Origin of the sequence: Pseudomonas danubii (genome assembly GCF_042980055.1) — a bacterium.
GTDB lineage: Bacteria > Pseudomonadota > Gammaproteobacteria > Pseudomonadales > Pseudomonadaceae > Aquipseudomonas > Aquipseudomonas danubii.
Window position 1 is genome coordinate 3,519,204 of the sequence record NZ_CP116502.1, and the last position, 20,768, is coordinate 3,539,971.

The window sequence follows — 20,768 nt, forward strand, 5'->3', positions numbered from 1 at the left end:
ATGCAGTTCAGCGAATTGATGGCCGTTCTTTCGACCCTCGCGATCCGTCTTCAACGGGACGGCGAGGATCTGCTGGTGCAGGGCGATGACGAGGCCCTGGACGACGCACTCTGGGACAGCCTGATCCAGCACAAGGCGCAGCTTCTGCAGCAGGTGAGCGAACAGGGCGGCCACTGGCTGAGCCCGGCCTTCAGGATCACCCCGGACATGCTGCCCCTGGTGTCACTGGAGCAGCCGGCCATCGACCGCATCGTCGCCGGCGTGCCAGGCGGCGCCGCCAATGTGCAGGACATCTACCCCCTGGCGCCGCTGCAGGAAGGCATGCTCTATCACTACCTGTCCGCGCCCCAGGGCGATCCCTATGTGCTCCAGGCGCATTTCGCCTTTGCCGACCGGCAACGGCTGCAGGCCTTTGCCGAGGCCTTGCAATGGGTGATCGAGCGCCACGACATCCTGCGCACCGCGATCGTCTGGGAAAACCTCGATGAACCGCTGCAGGTGGTCCTGCGCCAGGCGCCGCTGCAGTGTGAAGCCCTACCGCTGGACGCCGCCGGGGGCGATGCCCTGGCCCAGTTGCAGCAGCGCTACGATTCCCGGCATTTCCGCCTGGACCTGCGTCAGGCGCCGCTGTTGCGCCTGGTGCACGCCGAGGACCCGGTCAACTCGCGCCAGGTGGCGTTGCTGCTGTTCCATCACATGGCCCTGGACCACGCCGCCCTGGATGTGGTGCGCCAGGAAATCCAGGCCTGTCTGCTGGGCCAGCGCGAGCAGTTGCCGCTGCCGGTGCCGTTTCGCAACCACCTGGCCCAGGCCCGCCTGGGGCAGAGCGAGGAGCGCCACGCAGCCTTCTTCCGCGAGATGCTCGGGGATATCGATGAGCCGACCCTGCCGTTCGGCCTGGGGGATGTGCAGGGCGCAACCGGCCGCATTGAAGAACACCGGCTGCCTCTGGATCGCCAGCTCAGCCAGCGCCTGCGCAGCCAGGCCCGGCAACTGGGGGTGAGTGTGGCAAGCTTGATGCACCTGGCCCTGGGCCGGGTCCTGGGCCAGCTGTCCGGGCGCGAGGCGGTGGTGTTCGGCACCGTGCTGCTGGGGCGCATGGAAGTGGGCGAGGGCGGTGAGCGGGCCCTGGGCATGTTCATCAACACCCTGCCGCTGCGCGTGGATGTGGGAGCGCAAAGCGTGCGCGCCGGGGTGCTGGCGACCCATGCTCGGCTGAGCGCCTTGCTGGCCCATGAGCACGCCTCCCTGGCCCTGGCCCAGCGTTGCAGCGCAGTCAGTGCGCCGACCCCGCTGTTCAGCGCCATGCTCAACTACCGCCACAGCCACCGGGCCGATGGCGACCAGGTCCAGGAGCTGGTGCCGGGCATCCTGGTGCTGGGTGCCCAGGAGCGCACCAACTACCCGCTGACCGTCAACATCGACGATCTGGGCGAGGACCTGCAGATCACCGCCCTGGTGGACGCCAGCCTGGGTGCCGAGCGCATCAGCGGCTACCTGCTGACCACCCTGGAAAGCCTGGCCCTGGCCCTGCAGGCAAACCCCGAGGCGCCGTTGTACAGCCTGGAAATGCTCCCGGCCAGCGAGCGGCGTTACCTGCTGCAGGGCCTGAACACGCCCCTGGGACAGTACCCCGACAGCCCGCTGATCCATCAGCAGGTGGAGGCCCAGGCCCGGGTCCAGCCCGAGGCGCCGGCGCTGCTTTTCCAGGCACAGCGTCTGAGTTACGGCGAGCTCAACCGCCGCGCCAATCAGGTGGCCCATCGCTTGCTGGCGCTGGGGGTGCGTGCGGACCAACGGGTGGCGATCTGCGTCGAGCGCGGCCTGGAAATGATCATCGGCCTGCTGGGCATCCTCAAGGCCGGTGGCGCCTACGTGCCCATCGACCCGGCCTATCCCCGGGAACGCATCGCCTACACCCTGGAGGACAGCGCCCCGGTGGCGCTGCTGGTGCAGGCCGATACCCAGGCCCTGGTGGCCGACCTGCGGGTGCCGCTGATCGACCTCGACAGCCGCACCCTGGCCCACGAGTCTCCGGACAACCCCGACGTGCCGGGGCTGACCCCGGCCAACCTGGCCTATGTGATCTACACCTCCGGCTCCACCGGTCTGCCCAAGGGCGTGATGGTGGAACACCGCAACGTCGCCCGGCTGTTTTCCGCCACCCGCGACTGGTTCGATTTCAACTGGCGCGACGTCTGGGCGCTGTTCCATTCCTTCGCCTTCGACTTCTCGGTGTGGGAGATCTGGGGCGCCCTGATCCATGGCGGCCAGTTGCTGGTGGTGCCCCAGGTCGTCAGCCGCTCCCCGCAAGCTTGCTACGCACTGCTGTGCGAGGCCCGGGTGAGCATCCTCAACCAGACCCCCAGTGCCTTCCGCTCGCTGATTGCGGCCCAGGGCGAGAGCGGACTCAAGCATTCCCTGCGCCAGGTGATCTTCGGCGGCGAAGCCCTGGAGCCGGGAATGCTCAAGCCCTGGTACGCCCGGCTGGAGAACGTCGGCACGCAACTGGTGAACATGTACGGCATCACCGAAACCACGGTGCATGTGACCTACCGGCCGTTGCAGGCGGCGGACGCGCAATGGGTGGGCAGCAGCCCCATCGGCCGACGGATTCCCGACCTGCAACTCTATGTGCTGGACGCCCGCCGCGAGCCCTTGCCCACGGGGGTGGTGGGGGAGCTGTATGTGGGGGGCGCCGGGGTGGCCCGGGGTTACCTCAACCGTGATCAACTCAACGCCGAGCGCTTCATCGCCGACCCCTTCAGCAATCGACCGGGGGCGCGGCTGTACAAGACCGGCGACCTGGCCCGCTGGCGCACCGATGGCAGCCTGGAGTACCTGGGGCGCAACGACGATCAGGTGAAGATTCGCGGTTTCCGCATCGAGCTGGGGGAGGTCCAGGCGCGGCTGGCGGCGTGCGACGGGGTGGGCGAGGCGGTGGTGATCGCCCGGGAACAGAGCCCGGGAGACAAGCGCCTGGTGGCCTATGTGATTCCCCGGCCGGGAGCGGCCCCGGGCGCCGCGCAACTGCGTGAGCAACTGCGCCAGAGCCTGGCGGAGTACATGCTGCCCAGCGCCTTCGTGCTGCTGCAGGCCTGGCCCCTGACCACCAACGGCAAGCTCGACCGCAAGGCCCTGCCGGCGCCGGACAGCGCCGCGCTGGCCCGACGCGACTATCAAGCGCCCCAGGGCGAGGTGGAGCAGGCCATCGCGAAGATCTGGCAGGAGTTGCTGCAAGTGCCCCAGGTCGGGCGCCAGGACCATTTCTTCGAGCTGGGCGGCCATTCGCTGCTGGCGGTCAAACTGATGGAGCGCATGCGCCAGGTGGATCTGTGCGCCGATGTGCGGGTGCTGTTCGGCCAGCCGACCCTGGCCGCCCTGGCGGCCGCCGTGGGTGGGCAGCGCGAGGTGCAGGTGCCGGCCAACCGCATCGCAGCCGATTGCCGGCGCATCACGCCAGAGCTGCTGCCCCTGGCGGACCTCGATCAAGCGGCCATCGACCGGGTGCTGGCCCAGGTGCCCGGTGGCGCGGCCAACGTTCAGGATATCTATGCCCTGGCTCCCTTGCAGGCGGGCATCCTGTATCACCACCTGAGCAGCACCGAGGGCGACCCCTATGTGCTCCAGGTGCAGTTCGAGTTCGCCAGCGACGACGTCTTGCAGACCTTTACCCTGGCCTTGCAGCAGGTGATCCAGCGCCACGACATTTTGCGCACCAGCGTGGTCTGGCAAGGCCTCGACGCGGCGGTGCAGGTGGTCTGGCGCCAGGCTCCCCTGGAGCTGGAAGTGCTGGAGCTGGACCCCGCCCGGGGGACGATCCTCGGGCAACTGCAGGCCGGTTTCGACCCCCGTCACTATCGCCTCGACCTGGGGCGGGCACCTTTGCTGCGCCTGGTCTGTGCCCGGGACGCTGACCCGCAGCGCTGGCTGGGCATCCTGTTGCTGCATCACCTGGCCCTGGACCACAGCTCCCTTGAGGTGCTGGTGCAAGAGATCAGTGCCGTGCTGCAAGGCCACGGCGCGCAGCTGCCGCCTGCCGTGCCTTACCGCAACTATGTGGCCCAGGCGCGCCTGGGGCTTGGCGAACCGGAACATCAGGCGTTCTTTCGCCAGATGCTGGGGGACATCGACGAGCCGACCCTGGCGTTCGGCCTGCAGGACGTCAATCGCGACGGCAGCGGCATCCGCGAGCAGCAACTGCGGCTGGAACCGGCACTGTGCCGGCGTTTGCGCCAGCAGGCGCGCAGCCTTGGCGTCAGTGTTGCCAGCCTGATGCACCTGGCCTGGGGCCGGGTCCTGGGGCCGCTGTCCGGCCGCGACGACGTGGTGTTCGGCACCGTGCTGCTGGGCCGCATGCACGGCGGGGCGGGGGCCGACCGCGCCCTGGGCATGTTCATCAACACCTTGCCACTGCGGATCGGCCTGGGCCCCCAGGGCGTGGCAGAGGCCCTGGGCCGTACCCATCAGCAACTGGCGCAACTGCTGGGGCATGAGCACGCCTCCCTGGCCCTGGCCCAGCGTTGCAGTGGCGTACCGGCGGCGCAGCCGCTGTTCAACAGCCTGCTCAACTACCGTCACAGCCCCCAGCAAGCCGCTGGGGACCAGGGGCCGGCGGCCTGGGACGGCATTCGCGTGCTGGCGTCCGAAGAGCGCAGCAACTACCCGCTGGCGCTGAACATCGACGATGACGGCGAGGGCTTGCGCCTGACCCTGCAGGCGGTGGCCCAGGTCAATGGCGAGCGGGTCTGCCGCTACATGGAATGCGTCCTGGAGCACCTGGCCCAGGCCCTGGAGCAGACGCCGGACATGGCCCTGCAACAGATCCCGCTGCTGCCCGCGGCCGAACGCCGGCAACTGCTGGTGGAATTCAATGCCACGGCCCGTGACTATCCACGCGGACAGACCCTGCACCAACTGTTCGAAGCCCAGGCCCAGGCCCATCCGCAGCGGGTGGCGGCGGTGGAGGGCGATGCGCTGCTCAGCTACGCCGAACTCAATACCCGGGCCAACCAGCTGGCCCACCATCTGCTGGAGCTGGGGGTACAGCCCGGGGATCACCTGGCGATTCTGTTGCCACGCTCCCTGGACCTGTTGCTGAGCCAGTTGGCCATCAGCAAGTGCGCCGCGGCCTATGTGCCCCTGGACATCCAGGCCCCGGCCCAGCGCCAGGGCTTCATGGTCAGCGACAGCCGCAGCGTGGTCTTGCTGACCCGCAGCGACGAGGTGCTGGATTGCCCGGCCCGGCGCGTGGACCTGGATCGCCTGCAGCTGAATGCCTTGCCCACCCACAACCCGGACCTGCCCCAGTCCTCCGAGAGCGTGGCGTACATCATGTACACCTCCGGCTCCACCGGCACGCCCAAGGGGGTTCGGGTGCCGCACCGGGCCATCAGCCGCTTGGTGATCAACAACGGCTACGCCGATTTCAATCCCGAGGATCGGGTGGTCTTCGCCTCCAACCCGGCCTTCGACGCCAGCACCATGGACGTCTGGGGGGCCTTGCTCAACGGCGGGCGGGTGCTGGTCATCGATCACCACACCCTGTTGGACCCGCTGCGCTTCGGCCAGGCCCTGAGCACCTTGGGGGCCACGGTGCTGTTCGTCACCACGGCGCTGTTCAACCAGTATGTGCAGCTGATTCCCGAGGCCCTCAAGGGCTTGCGGATTCTCCTCTGCGGCGGCGAGCGTGCCGACCCGGCGGCCTTCCGCCGGCTCTTGGCGCACGCGCCGCAACTGCGCCTGGTGCACTGCTATGGCCCCACCGAAACCACCACCTACGCCACCACCCATGAGGTCCGGCAATTGGCGGTCGACGCCGAGCACGTGGCCATCGGCCGGCCGATCTCCAATACCCGGGTGTATGTCCTGGATCAGCACCAGCAGCCAGTGCCCCTGGGGGCCCAGGGCGAGATCGTCATCGGTGGCGATGGCGTGGCCCTGGGTTACCTCAACCGTCCCGAACTGAGCGCCGAGAAGTTCATCCGCGACCCTTTCAGCGACCAGCCGCAGGCGCTGCTGTACCGCACCGGGGACCTGGGTCGCTGGCTGGACAACGGTGTGCTGGAGTGCCTGGGGCGCAACGATGATCAGGTGAAGATTCGCGGCCTGCGCATCGAACCGGGCGAGATCGAGGCGCGCTTGCTGAGCTGTCCCGGGGTCAAGGAAGGCGTGGTCCTGGCCCGCGAGGATGAGCCCGGGGACAAGCGCCTGGTGGCCTACTACAGCGTGCAGGCCGACACCCCTGAGCCGTCCGCCGAATCCCTGCGCCAGGCGCTGCAACAGCAACTGCCGGACTACATGGTGCCCCTGGCCTATGTGCGCCTCGATGCATTGCCCCTGACCAACAACGGCAAGCTGGACCGCAAGGCCCTGCCGGCGCCGGATCAGTCGGCCCTGCTCAGCCGTGGCTTCGTCGCTCCCGAGGGCGAGGTGGAGATGGCCCTGGCACGGATCTGGAGCGAACTGCTCAAGGTCGAGCGGATCGGGCGTCACGATCATTTCTTCGAGCTGGGCGGGCACTCGCTGCTGGCGGTGAGCCTGATCGAGCGCATGCGCCAGATCGGCCTCAGCGCCGATGTGCGGGTGCTGTTTGGCCAGCCGACCCTGGCGGCCCTGGCCGCTGCGGTGGGCAGCGGTCGCGAGGTGCAGGTGCCGGCCAATCGGATCGGCGCCGATTGCCAGCGCATCACGCCCGAGCTGCTGCCGCTGATCGAACTGGACCAGCAGGCCATCGATCGGGTGGTGGCCAGCGTCCCCGGGGGCGTGGCCAATGTGCAGGACATCTACCCCCTGGCGCCGCTGCAGGAGGGCATTCTCTATCACCACCTGAGTGCCGAACAGGGCGATCCCTACCTGCTGCAATCGCGCCTGGCCTTCGACAGCCTGGAGCGTTTGCAGCGCTTTGCCGGGGCCATGCAACAGGTCATCCAGCGTCACGACATCCTGCGCACCGCGGTGCTCTGGGAGGGCTTGCCGCAGCCGCTGCAGGTGGTCTGGCGGCAGGCCGAACTGCAGGTTCTGGAGCAGGTTCTGGACCCGGCCGACGGCGATCTGCTCGAACAACTGCAGCAACGTTTCGACGCCCGCCATTGGCGCCTGGACCTGACCCGGGCGCCGCTGATCCGCCTGGTCTATGCCCGGGTCCCGGGGCAGTCGCGGGTGCTGGCGATCCTGCTGTTCCACCACCTGGCCCTGGATCACACCGCCATGGAGGTGATCGGCGAGGAAATGCGTGCGCTGCTGTTCAACCACCACGAGCGCCTGGGCACCCCGATGCCTTATCGCAACTACGTGGCCCAGGCTCGGCTCGGGGCCGGTCAGGCGGAGCACGAGGGGTTCTTCCGGCAGATGCTCGGTGATATCGACGAGCCGACCCTGGCCTTTGCCGTGGAGGATGTGCAGGGCGATGGCCGGGATATCGAAGAGGCCCGGGTGCCTGTGCCCGACGCCCTGAGCCTGCGCCTGCGCGAGCAGGCGCGGCAGTTGGGGGTCAGTGCCGCGGCGCTGATGCACCTGGCCTGGGGCCTGGTCCTGGGGCAGGTGTCCAATCGCCGGCACGTGGTGTTCGGCACCGTGCTGATGGGGCGGATGCAGGGCGGTGAGGGCGCCGACCGGGCCCTGGGGGTGTTTATCAATACCTTGCCGCTGCGGGTGGATGTGGACGCCGGCAGCGTGCGGGCCGGGGTCCGTGCGACCCATGCCCGGCTCAGTGCCCTGCTGGCTCATGAACATGCGTCCCTGGCCCTGGCCCAGCGTTGCAGCGGGGTGCCGGCCAGCTCGCCGCTGTTCAGTGCCTTGCTCAACTACCGGCACAGCGTGGCGGACGCCGGACGCGGCGCTGGCCTGGATATCTGGCAGGGGATTGAGCTGCTGGGGGGCGAGGAGCGCAGCAACTATCCGCTGAGCCTGAGCGTCGACGACCTGGGCCAGGGCTTCAGCCTGTCGCTGCTGGCGCTGCCGGCGATGGGTGCACAGCGCATGGCCGGCTACATGCTCCAGGTGCTGGAGCAACTGGCCGATGCCCTGGAATGGAGTCCGGACCTGGACCTGGTGCAGCTCTCGGTACTGCCGACGGCGGAGCGCCAGCAGTTGCTGGAAGGCTTCAACGCCAGCGCCGCCGACTATCCCCGTGGACAGACCCTGCACGGCCTGTTCGAGGCCCGGGTGCAGGCCGCGCCCGAGGCCGTGGCCCTGGTGCAAGGGCCATTGCGCCTGAGCTACCGGCAACTGAATCAGCGGGCCAATCAACTGGCCCGGCAACTGCTGGAGCTGGGGGCCGGCCCCGACGAGCGCGTGGCGCTGTGCCTGCCGCGGGGGCCGCAACTGCTGACGGCCATGCTGGCGATTCTCAAGGCCGGAGCCAGCTATGTGCCCATCGACCCGAGCCATCCGCCGGAGCGCATCGCCTACCTGCTGCAGGACAGCGCGCCCCTGGCGGTGCTGGTGCAGGGGGCTACCTGTGAGTTGCCGGAGATGCCCGGCCTGGTGCGGATCGACCTGGACGGCTGCGTCTGGCAGCAGGCGCCCCTGGACAATCCTCAGGTGGCGGAGCTGACCCCGGCGCACCTGGCCTATGTGATCTACACCTCCGGTTCCACCGGCCAGCCCAAGGGCGTGATGGTGGAGCACCAGAGCCTGGAGAACCTGGTGCACTGGCACTGCGCGGCCTTCGACCTGGGGCCGGGGCGCCACAGTTCCAGCGTCGCCGGCCTGGGTTTTGACGCCATGGCCTGGGAGGTCTGGCCGACCCTGTGCAGCGGCGCCACCTTGCACCTGCCACCGGCCGAGGTCGGCAGCCAGGACCTTGACGCCTTGCTCGGCTGGTGGCGGGCCCAGCCCCTGGATATCAGCTTCCTGCCGACGCCGGTGGCCGAGTACGCCTTCAGCCAGGGCCAGGGGCACCCGACCCTGAGCACCTTGCTGATCGGCGGCGACCGCCTGCGCCAGTTCCCGGCCAATCCGGGGTTTGCCGTGATCAACAACTACGGGCCCACCGAAGCCACGGTGGTGGCAACATCCGGCCCGATCGCGGTGGGCGGTTCCTTGCACATCGGCCGGCCCATGGCCAATGCGCGGATCTACCTGCTGGACGAACTGCAGCGCCCGGTGCCCCTGGGGGTAATCGGTGAGCTCTACGTAGGTGGCGCCGGGGTGGCCCGGGGTTACCTCAATCGCGACGCGCTGACGGCCGAGCGTTTCCTCGACGACCCGTTCTGCGCCGAGCCCCAGGCGCGCCTGTATCGCACGGGCGACCTGGCCCGCTGGCGTGCCGACGGCAGCCTCGACTACCTGGGGCGCAACGACGATCAGGTCAAGGTCCGTGGCATGCGCATCGAGCCGGGCGAAATCGAGGCGGCGCTGCTGAGCCATCCGGCCCTCAAGGAAGCCCTGGTGCTGGTGCGCGAAGGGCGTTTGCTGGCGTACTTCACCGAGCATGCCGAGGTTTCCAACCAGGAGCTGGATCTCCAGGATTTGCGCGACCACCTGCAAGGCCGGTTGCCGGACTATATGCTGCCGGTGGCCTATGTGCGCTTGCTGGCGCTGCCCCTGACCGCCAACGGCAAGCTTGATCGCAAGGCGTTGCCACAACCGGATCAGGACGCCTGGCTGAGCCGCGAATTCGAAGCGCCCCAGGGCGAGGTGGAAAACGCCCTGGCGCAGATCTGGAGCGAGCTGCTGCAGGTGCAGCAGGTCGGGCGCCACGATCACTTCTTCGAGCTGGGCGGGCACTCGCTGCTGGCGGTGAGCCTGATCGAGCGCATGCGCCAGATCGGCCTTGGCGCCGATGTGCGAGTGCTGTTCAACCAGCCGACCCTGGCGGCCCTGGCCGCTGCCGTGGGCAGCGGTCGCGAGGTGCAGGTGCCGGCCAATCTGATCGGCGCCGATTGCCCGCGCATCACCCCCGAGCTGTTGCCGCTGATCGAACTGGACCAGGACGCCATCGAACGCGTCGTCGCCACGGTGCCGGGCGGGGTGGCCAACGTGCAGGACATCTACCCCCTGGCGCCATTGCAGGAGGGCATCCTCTATCACCACCTGAGCGCCCGCCAGGGTGATCCTTACCTGCTGCAATCCCATCTGGCCTTCGCCGACCGGCAGCGCCTGGAAGACTTCACCCAGGCCTTGCAGCGCGTGGGCGAGCGCCACGACATCCTGCGCACCGCGGTGCTCTGGGAGGGCCTGAAACAGCCGCTGCAAGTGGTCTGGCGCCGGGCCCGGGTGGCGGTGGAGGAGGTCATCCTCGACCCGGCCGAGGGCGACATCCTCGAGCAGTTGCAGGCACGCTTCGATGCCCGGCATTGGCGCCTGGAGCTGACCCAGGCGCCGTTGATGCGCCTGGTCCATGCCCAGGACCCGGTCCGGCAACGCACGGTGGCGATCCTGCTGTTCCATCACATCGTCCTGGACCACACCGCCCTGGAGGTGGTCCGCGAGGAAATCCAGGCCTGTCTGTTGGGGCAGGAGCCTGCCGGCACGGCGATTCCCTATCGCAACTATGTGGCCCAGGCTCGCCTGGGGGGCAGTCGCGAGGAGCATGAGGCGTTCTTCCGCGAGATGCTCGGGGACATCGACGAACCGACCCTGCCGTTCGGCCTGCAGGACGTGCAGGGCGATGGTGAGGCCATTGAAGAGTTGCAGCGGGCGCTGGACGCCGACCTGAGCGCGCGCCTGCGGGCCCAGGCGCGGCTGCTGGGGGTCAGTGCCGCGAGTCTGTTCCACCTGGCCTGGGCCCGGGTCCTGAGCGTCACCTCGGGCCAGGAGCGGGTGGTGTTCGGCACCGTGCTGCTGGGACGCCTGCAAGGCGGACTGGGGGCCGACCGGGCCCTGGGCATGTTCATCAACACCTTGCCGTTGCGGGTCGACCTGGACCACAGCGGCACCCGGGCGGCGGTCAAGGCGACCCACGTCCGGCTCAGCGCCTTGCTGGGGCACGAGCATGCCTCCCTGGCCCTGGCCCAGCGTTGCAGCGCCGTGGCCGCGCCGCTGCCGCTGTTCAGCGCCATGCTCAACTACCGCCACGGCAGCGACGCAGCGCCGAGCCCAGCCATGCAACAGGCCTGGCAAGGCATCCAGACCCTGCGCAGCGAAGAGCGCACCAACTACCCCCTGAGCCTCAACGTCGATGACCTGGGCCAGGGCTTCCGGCTGACCGCCATGACCCTGGCGCGGATCGGCGCCGAGCGCATCTGCGGCTACATGGAGCAGGCCCTGCACGCCCTGGTGGACACCCTGGAACAGGCACCCCAGCGGCCCTTGCGCCAGGTGCCGATCCTGCCGCCGGAGGAGCGCCGGCAGTTGCTGCACGCCTGCAATGCCACGACCCGGGACTATCCGCTGGAGCAGACCCTGCACGGCTTGTTCGAGGCCCAGGTACTGCGCACTCCCGAGGCATTGGCGGTGCAGGCCGGTGAGCAGCGCCTGAGCTATCACCAGCTCAACCAGCGGGCCAACCAGTTGGCCGGGCATTTGCTGCAACTGGGGGTGGGGCCCGATACCCGGGTGGCGATCTGCGTCGAGCGCGGGCTGGAAATGGTCATCGGCCTGCTGGCGATTCTCAAGGCCGGCGGCGCCTATGTGCCCATCGACCCGGCGTACCCCGCAGAACGTATCGCCTACATGCTTGAGGACAGCGCGCCCCTGGCGGTGCTGGTGCAGGCTGGCGGCCGGCCCCTTCCGGGCGAGCTGGAAGTGCCTCTGGTGGAACTCGACCGCTGGGTCTGGAGCGAGGCGCCCCAGGCCAATCCGCAACACTCTGGACTGAGCCCGAGCCATCTGGCCTATGTGATCTACACCTCCGGTTCCACCGGCCAGCCCAAGGGCGTGATGAACGAGCACCGGGCGGTGGTCAACCGCCTGCTGTGGATGCAGGAGCAGTACCGCCTGACGGCCGATGACGCGGTGCTGCAGAAGACCCCCTTCAGCTTCGACGTTTCGGTCTGGGAGTTCTTCTGGCCGCTGTTCACTGGCGCACGGCTGGTGATGGCCCGCCCCGAAGGGCACAAGGACCCGGCCTATCTGCGCCAGGTGATCCGCGATGAAGGCATCAGTACCCTGCATTTCGTGCCGTCGATGCTCGATGTGTTCCTGGCCTATGGCGATACCCGGGATTGCAGCGGCCTGCGTCAGGTGATGTGCAGCGGCGAGGCCTTGCCGGGCAGCCTGGTGCGGCGCTTCAAACAGCAGATGCCGCAGGTCGGGCTGCACAACCTCTACGGCCCCACCGAAGCAGCGGTGGACGTCACCGCCTGGGATTGCGCCGGCCCGCTGCAGAACACCCCGGACAACACCCCCATCGGCAAGCCCATTGCCAACACCCGCATCTACCTGCTGGACGGGCACATGCAGCCAGTGCCTCGGGGAGTGGTTGGCGAGTTGTACATCGGTGGGGTGCAGGTGGCCCGGGGTTACCTCAACCGTGAACAACTGACCGCCGAGCGCTTCCTCAAGGACCCGTTCAGCGAGGCACCCGGCGCGCGCCTGTACCGCACCGGCGACCTGGGTCGCTATCGGGCCGACGGCGCTATCGAGTACCTGGGGCGCAACGACGATCAGGTGAAAATCCGCGGCCTGCGCATCGAGCTGGGGGAAATCCAGGCCCGCCTGACCCAGCTGGACGGGGTCAAGGAAGCGGTGGTGCTGGCCCGGGAAGACGTGCCCGGGGATCTGCGTCTGGTGGCCTACTACACCCGCCACGAAACGCACCGCCAACTGCCCATCGACAGCCTGCGGGCGCAGTTGCGCGAGCACCTGCCGGACTACATGGTGCCGGCCTTGTTCGTGCACCTGGAGGCGCTGCCCTTGAGCCCCAACGGCAAGCTGGCGCGCAAGGACCTGCCGGTTCCGGGGCGCGACGCGGCCCTGGTGCGCGAATACGAGGCGCCCATCGGAGACACGGAGATCACCCTGGCCCGGCTCTGGGCCGAGTTGCTCAATGTGGAGCGGGTGGGGCGCCACGATCATTTCTTTGAACTGGGCGGGCATTCGCTGCTGGCCGTAAGCCTGATCAGCCGGATGCGCGAAGAAGGCATGGAAGCCGATGTCAGGACGCTGTTCGAACAACCGACCCTGGCGGGCTACGCGGCAATGACCGAACGAATGGAGATCGTCCTGTGAGCGTGACCGAACTGTTGGCGACACTGAAGGAAAAAGACGTGCAACTGGTGCTCAAGGGCGAGCAACTGGTGGTCCAGGGCAACAAGCAGGCCTTGAGCGAACCGGCCCTGCTGGCCCGGCTGCGGGAATACAAACCGCAACTGATCGAGCTGATCAAGGCCGGGAAATACTCGGCCACCAAGGCCGGGCAGGTCCAGGTGCCGGCCAACGGCATCACCCCGGCGACCCGCCACATCACCCCGGACCTGCTGCCCCTGGCCGACCTCAGCCAGGAGGCCATCGAGCGCATTGTCGCCACGGTGCCGGGCGGGGTGGCCAACGTGCAGGACATCTACCCCCTGGCGCCGCTGCAGGAGGGGATTCTCTATCACCACGTCAGTGCCGTGCAGGGCGATCCCTATGTCATGCAGGCGCATTTTGCCTTCGCCAGCCGCGAGCGCCTGGAGGCCTTTGCCGAGGCCTTGCGCGGGGTCATTGCGCGCCACGATATCCTGCGCACCGCGGTGCTCTGGGATGGCCTGGAGCAGCCGATGCAGGTGGTCTGGCGCGAAGCCGCGCTGGTGCTCCAGGAGGTCGAGACCGACCCGGGCGCGGGCGACGTCATGGCCCAGTTGCATGGCCGTTTCGACGCCCGCCACTTTCGCCTGGACATCAGCCAGGCGCCGATGCTGCGCCTGGTGCATGCCTGGGATGACGCCGGGCAGCGGATTGTCGCCATGTTGCTGTTCCATCACATGGCCCTGGATCACAGCGCCCTGGATGTGGTGCGCCATGAAATGCAGGCGTTGCTCATGGGCCAGGGCGAGCGCCTGGGGCCGGCCCTGGCGTTTCGCAACTACGTGGCCCAGGCCCGGCTGGGCACCCGCGAAGAGGAGCACGAGGCCTTCTTCCGGCAGATGCTCGGCGATATCGACGAACCGACCCTGGCGTTCGGCCTGCAGGATGTGCAGGGCGATGGGCGAGCCATCGAGGAAGCCAGCCTGACCCTGCCGGAGCCGTTGAGCCAGCACCTGCGGGCCCGGGCGCGGCAGGCCGGGGTCAGCGCCGCGAGCCTGTTCCACCTGGCCTGGGGCCGGGTGCTGGCGACCCTGGCGGGCAAGCGCAAGGTGGTGTTCGGCACGGTGCTGATGGGGCGCATGCAGGGCGCCGAGGCCACCGACCGGGCCCTGGGGATCTTCATCAACACCTTGCCGTTTCGCCTGGATGTGGACGAACGCCCCCTGGATGAGGCCCTCAAGGCCACCCATGCGCGCCTGACCACCTTGCTGCGCCATGAACACGCGGCCCTGGCCCTGGCCCAGCGCTGCAGTGGCGTGAGCGCGCCGACCCCGCTGTTCAGTGCCTTGCTCAACTACCGCCACAGCGGCGCCGCCGTCAGCACCGAGGCCCAGGCTGCCTGGGCCGGGATCAGCACCCTGCACTCCGAGGAGCGCACCAACTACCCCCTGACCCTGAGTGTCGACGACCTCGGCGCGGGCTTCGGCCTGACCTTGCTGGCCAGCACCCAGGTCGATCCGCGACCGATCCTCGACTACCTGCTGTGCACCCTGGAACACCTGGCCCAGGCCCTGGAACAGACGCCCGGGCTGGCCCTGGCACAACTGCCGATCCTGTCCCGGGACCAGCGCCAGCAGTTGCTCGAAGGCTTCAACCACAGCGCCGTGGATTACCCCCGGGGCCAGACCATCCATGAGCGCATCCAGGCCCAGGCGGCCCGTACCCCTGAAGCGGTGGCCGCCTGGTACCAGGGCCGGGCCCTGAGCTACGCCCAGCTCAACCAGCAGGCCAATGTGCTGGCCCGGCAATTGCGCGAGCTGGGCGTGCAGCCCGACGACCGGGTGGCCATCGTTGCCCGGCGCGGCCTGGAGACCCTGGTGGGCTTGCTGGCCATCCTCAAGTCCGGGGCCTGCTATGTGCCGATCGATCCGACTCATCCCGCCGAGCGCCTGGACTACCTGCTGCAGGACAGCGGCCCGCGGGCGGTGCTGACCCAGGCCGATCTGCTGGGGCGCCTGCCGCGCGTGTCGGTGCCGGTGATCGAGCTCGATCAAGGTCTCTGGCAGGACCCGGCCCAGGACAACCTTGAAGTGACGGGCCTGACCCCGGCCCATCTGGCCTATGTGATCTACACCTCGGGCTCCACCGGCCTGCCCAAGGGGGTGATGGTGGAACACCAGACCCTGTGCAACCTGGTGGACTGGCACTGCCAGGCCTTCGACCTGCACGCCGGCAGCCACACGTCGAGCCTTGCCGGGTTCGGCTTCGATGCCATGGCCTGGGAGGTCTGGCCGGCCTTGTGCGTCGGCGCCACCCTGCACCTGGCACCGGCCCATGAGGGTAGCGAGGACGTGGATGCCTTGCTCGCCTGGTGGCGTTCCCAGCCCCTGGAGGTGAGCTTCCTGCCGACCCCGGTGGCCGAGTACGCCTTCAGCCAGGAACTGCAACATCCGACCCTGCGCAGCCTGTTGATCGGCGGCGACCGCCTGCGCCAGTTCAGTCATCAGCAGCCCTTTGCCCTGATCAACAACTACGGCCCCACCGAAGCCACGGTGGTGGCAACGTCCGGCCCGATAGCGGCGGGCGGCTCCCTGGACATCGGCCGGCCCATCGCCAACGCGCGGATCTACCTGCTCGATGAGTTGCAGCGGCCGGTGCCCATCGGCGTGGCCGGCGAACTCTATGTGGGCGGCGCCGGGGTGGCCCGGGGTTACCTCAATCGCAACGAGCTGACGGCCGAGCGTTTCCTCGACGATCCCTTCAGCGACCAGCCCGGGGCGCGCATGTACCGCAGCGGTGACCTGGCCCGCTGGCTGGCGGACGGGCGCATCGAGTACCTGGGGCGCAATGACGACCAGGTGAAAATCCGTGGCGTGCGCATCGAACTGGGGGAAATCGAGAGCCGCCTCAACCCGTTCCCCGGGATCAAGGAAGCGGTGGTGCTGGTCCGCGAAGACCAGCCGGGCAACCCGCGGCTGGTGGCCTATTTCACTGCGCACGAGGGGGCTGCTGCGCTGTCGGTGGCGGACCTGCGGGCCCACTTGCTGGCGCAACTGCCGGACTCCATGGTGCCGATGGCCTATGTGCAGCTCGACGCCTTGCCCCTGACCGCCAACGGCAAGCTGGACCGCAAGGCGCTGCCGGCGCCGGATCAGGCGGCCTTGATCAGCCGCGAGTACCAGGCCCCTCGGGGGCCCACCGAAACCACCCTGGCGGATATCTGGCAAGAAGTGCTGCACTTGCCGCGAGTCGGGCGCCACGACCACTTTTTCGAACTGGGCGGCCACTCTCTGCTGGCCATGCGCATGGTGTCCCAGGTGCGTCAGCGCCTGGGGGTGGAGCTGGCCCTGGGTGAGCTGTTCGCCAATGCTGAACTCTGCGCGGTGGCGGCGGTGCTCGACCGGGCCGGACGCAGCCAGTTGCCGGAGATCTTCCCGGCGTCCCAGGACCATGACCTGCCACTGTCCTTTGCCCAGCAACGCCTGTGGTTCCTGGCGCAGATGGACGGCGCCGGCAGTGCCTACAACATCCCCATCGGCCTGGGCCTGCGCGGGCGCCTGGATCGCCCGGCGCTGCAACAGGCGCTGCAGGCCATCGTCGCTCGGCACGCCACCTTGCGCAGCCGCTTTGTCCTGGGTGAAGACCAACCCCAGGTGCTGATCGGTGCCATCGAAGAGGCCCTGGAACTGGGGTTTGAAGACCTGCGGGACGCACCCCGGAACCTGGCCGAACGGGTACGGGCCGAGGCCGCCCAGGCCTTCGACCTGGAACGCGGGCCAGTGATCCGCGGGCGCTTGCTGGCCCTGGCGGACGATCATCATGTGCTGCTGCTGACCCTGCACCACATCGTCGCCGACGGCTGGTCCATGGGGGTGCTGACCCGGGAACTGGTGGCCCTGTACCAAGCCTTCAGCCAGGGCCGCCCGGACCCGCTGCCGCCGCTGGCGGTGCAGTACAGCGACTTTGCCCTGTGGCAGCGCCGCTGGCTCAGTGGCGAGGTGCTGCAGCAGCAGGGCGACTACTGGCGCCAGACCCTGGCCGATGCCCCGACCTTGCTGACGCTGCCCTACGACCGGCCACGGCCGCCGCACCAGGACTTCAGCGGTGGCAGCGTCGAGATCCTCCTCGATGGGCCGCTGAGCGCCCAGCTCAAGCGCCTCAGCCAGCGCCATGGCTGCACCCTGTACACGACCCTGCTGGCGGCCTGGGGCTTGCTGTTGGGGCGCCTCTCGGGACAGACCGATCTGCTGATCGGCATTCCGGTGGCCAACCGCATGCGCGCCGAGGTGGAAGGGCTGATCGGCCTGTTCGTCAACACCCTGGCCCTGCGCCTGGACCTGGACGCCGAGCAGAGCGTTGCCGCCTTGCTGGCCCAGGTCCGTGCCCGCAGCTTCGCCGCCCAGGCCCATCAGGACCTGCCTTTCGAACAAGTGGTGGAGATCGTCCGGCCCCAGCGCAGCCTGTCCCACAGCCCGCTGTTCCAGGTGGTGCTGACCTGGCTCGACGATTTCGCCCAGGACCTGGTGCTCGATGAGCTGACGCTCGAAGGCGTGGCCGGGGCCACTCAGGTGGCCAAGTTCGACCTGACCCTGAGCCTGGGAGAAAGCCAGGGGCAGATCCGTGGCGCCCTGGACTACGCCAGCGCCTTGTTCGATGCAGCGACCGTGCAGCGTTACGTCGGCTATCTGGTGCAGGTACTGCAGGCCATGGTGGCGGACGATCAGCAACGGCTGGCCCAGGTGCAACTGCTGGAGGAGGGCGAGCGTCGACAACTGCTGGAGGCCTTCAACGCCAGTACGCAGGACTACCCCAGGGGCATGACCCTGCACCAGCGCTTCGAGGTATATGCCAGGCAGCAAGCCGATGCCACGGCGCTGCAGGCTGGGGAGCAGAGCCTGAGCTACCAGCAGTTGAATACCCGGGCCAATCAACTGGCCCACCATCTGCGCGGACTGGGTGTGGGCCCGGATAGCCGGGTGGCGATCTGTGCACCGCGAGGCCTGGAGCTGGCCGTCGGTCTACTGGCAATCGTCAAGGCCGGTGGCGCCTATGTGCCCATCGATCCGAGCCATCCGCCGGAGCGTATCGCCTACCTGTTGCAGGACAGCGCACCGCTGGCGGTGCTGGTGCAGGGGGCAACCCGCGCCCTGGTGGGCGATCCGTCGGTTGCGGTGATCGATCTGCAGCAGCCGGACTGGCAACAGCAGTCCTTGGCCAACCCCCAGGTGCCCGGGCTGTGCAGCGAGCATCTGGCCTATGTGATCTACACCTCCGGTTCCAGTGGATTGCCCAAGGGGGTGATGGTGGCGCACGCCACCCTGGAGAACCTGGTGGACTGGCACTGCCAGGCGTTCGACCTGGGCCCGGGGCGCCATGCTTCCTGTGTCGCCGGCCTGAGCTTCGATGCCATGGCCTGGGAGTTCTGGCCGACCCTGTGCGCGGGCGCGACCCTGCACCTGCCGCCGGCCAGCATCGGCCACCAGGACCTCGACCAACTGCTGCAGTGGTGGCGCGCCCAGCCCCTGGACCTGAGCTTCCTGCCCACGCCCGTGGCGGAATACGCCTTCAGCCAGTCGCTCGGGCATCCGACGCTGCGCACCCTGTTGATCGGTGGCGACCGCCTGCGGCAGTTCAGCCAGCCGCAGAGTTTTGCCGTGATCAACAACTACGGCCCCACCGAAGCCACGGTGGTGGCGACTTCCGGGCTGATGGAAGCCGGCGGGTCCCTGGACATCGGCCGACCCATCGCCAACGCGCGGATCTACCTGCTCGATGAGTTGCAGCGGCCGGTGCCCATTGGCGTGGCCGGTGAACTCTATGTGGGCGGCGCCGGGGTGGCCCGGGGCTACTTCAATCGCCACGAGCTGACGGCCGAGCGTTTCCTCGACGATCCTTTCAGCGACCAGCCCGGGGCACGCATGTACCGCAGCGGCGATCTGGCTCGCTGGCGGGCGGACGGGCGCATCGAGTACCTGGGCCGCAACGATGACCAGGTGAAGATCCGTGGCGTGCGCATCGAACTGGGGGAGATCGAGAGCTGCCTCAAGCGGCTGCCCGGGATCAAGGAAGCGCTGGTGCTGGCCCGGGAGGATCGACCGGGACAGACCCGCCTGGTGGCCTATTTCACCGCGACCGGCGCCGTGGCATTGACCCCGGCGGCGTTGCGCAGCCAATTGCTTGGGCACTTGCCCGAGTACATGGTGCCGGCGGCCTACGTGGGCCTGGAGGCGCTGCCGTTGACCGCCAACGGCAAGCTGGATCGGCGGGCGCTGCCCCGGCCCGAGCTCGATGCGCTGCTGACCCAGGACTACGTGGCTCCCCAGGGCGCCAGCGAGATCGCCCTGGCCGAGATCTGGAGCGAGCTGCTGCAGGTGCAGCAGGTGGGACGCCACGATCACTTCTTCGAACTGGGCGGGCATTCGCTGCTGGCCATGCGCATGCTGTCCCAGGTGCGCCAGCGCCTGGGGGTGGAGCTGGCCCTGGCCGAGCTGTTCGCCAATGCCCGGCTCAGCGCCGTGGCCCAGGCCCTGGAACGGGCCGAGCGCAGCAGCCTGCCGGACCTGCTGCCGGCGCCGCGCAATCAGCCGTTGCCCTTGTCCTTCGCCCAGCAGCGCCTGTGGTTCCTGGCGCAGATGGAGGGGGCCAACACCGCCTACAACATTCCCATTGGCCTGCGCTTGCGCGGGCAGTTGGATGGCGATGCCCTGCAACGGGCCCTGGAGCGTATCGTCGCGCGCCATGAAACCCTGCGCAGCCGCTTTGCTCAGTACGCTGATGAAGCCGAGGTGCTGATCGCGCCCGTGGAGGCGGGGCTGGGCCTGCTGCTGGAAAACCTGCGGGGCCATCCTCAGGCCGACCAAGCCTTGCAGGCTCTGGTGCAAGGAGAAGCCTCGGCGCCCTTCGACCTGCAGCGCGGGTCGCTGATCCGTGGGCGCCTGATCAGCCTGGCGGATGATCATCACGTGTTGCTGCTGACCCTGCACCATATCGTCAGCGATGGCTGGTCCATGGGCGTGCTGACCCGGGAACTGGTGGCGCTGTACGCCGCCTTCAGCCGCGGCCTGCCCGATCCGCTGCCGCCCTTGGCGGTGCAATACAGCGACTTTGCCCACTGGCAGCGGCGCTGGCTCAGCGGCGCGGTGCTGGAGCAGCAGGCGCAGTACTGGCGCCAGGCCCTGGAGGGCGCGCCGCCCTTGCTGATGCTGCCCGGCGACCGACCACGGCCGGCCCGCCAGGACTACGCCGGCAGCAGCGTCGAAGTCCGCCTCGATGCTGCCCTGACGGCCGGGCTGCGAGCCTTGAGCCAGCGCCATGGCACCACCTTGTACATGACCCTGATGGCGGCCTGGGGGCTGCTGCTGGGGCGGCTGTCCGGGCAGGCCGAAGTGGTGATCGGCACCCCGGTGGCCAACCGCATGCGCGCCGAAGTCGAAGGGCTGATCGGCCTGTTCGTCAACACCCTGGCCCTGCGCCTGGACCTGGGCGCCGCGCCACGAGTGGAGGCCTTGCTGGCCCAGGTCAAGGCCCGGACCCTGGAGGCCCAGGCCCATCAGCACCTGCCGTTCGAGCAGGTGGTGGAAATCCTGCGTCCGGTGCGCAGCCTGTCCCACAGCCCGCTGTTCCAGACCCTGCTGACCTGGCAGAACGGCGACGGG

The 20,768-nt window shown here is 68.6% G+C and carries 2 protein-coding genes (1 of these 2 only partly in view); both read left to right on the top strand.

Translation table 11 applies throughout. The annotated features are described in order from the left end of the window. The gene (locus PFZ56_RS16400) at positions 1-13,116 is read left to right on the top strand and encodes an amino acid adenylation domain-containing protein (protein WP_394304653.1); all 13,116 of its coding nucleotides are present in this window, start codon (positions 1-3) and stop codon (positions 13,114-13,116) included. Next, positions 13,113-20,768, top strand: the 5' portion of a protein-coding gene (locus tag PFZ56_RS16405; RefSeq protein ID WP_394304393.1) for an amino acid adenylation domain-containing protein. 7,068 nt of this gene lie beyond the right edge of the window; the window shows 7,656 of its 14,724 coding nt (coding positions 1-7,656); it begins with the start codon at positions 13,113-13,115; its stop codon lies off the right edge, out of view. Before PFZ56_RS16400 ends, PFZ56_RS16405 begins: the two co-directional genes overlap by 4 nt.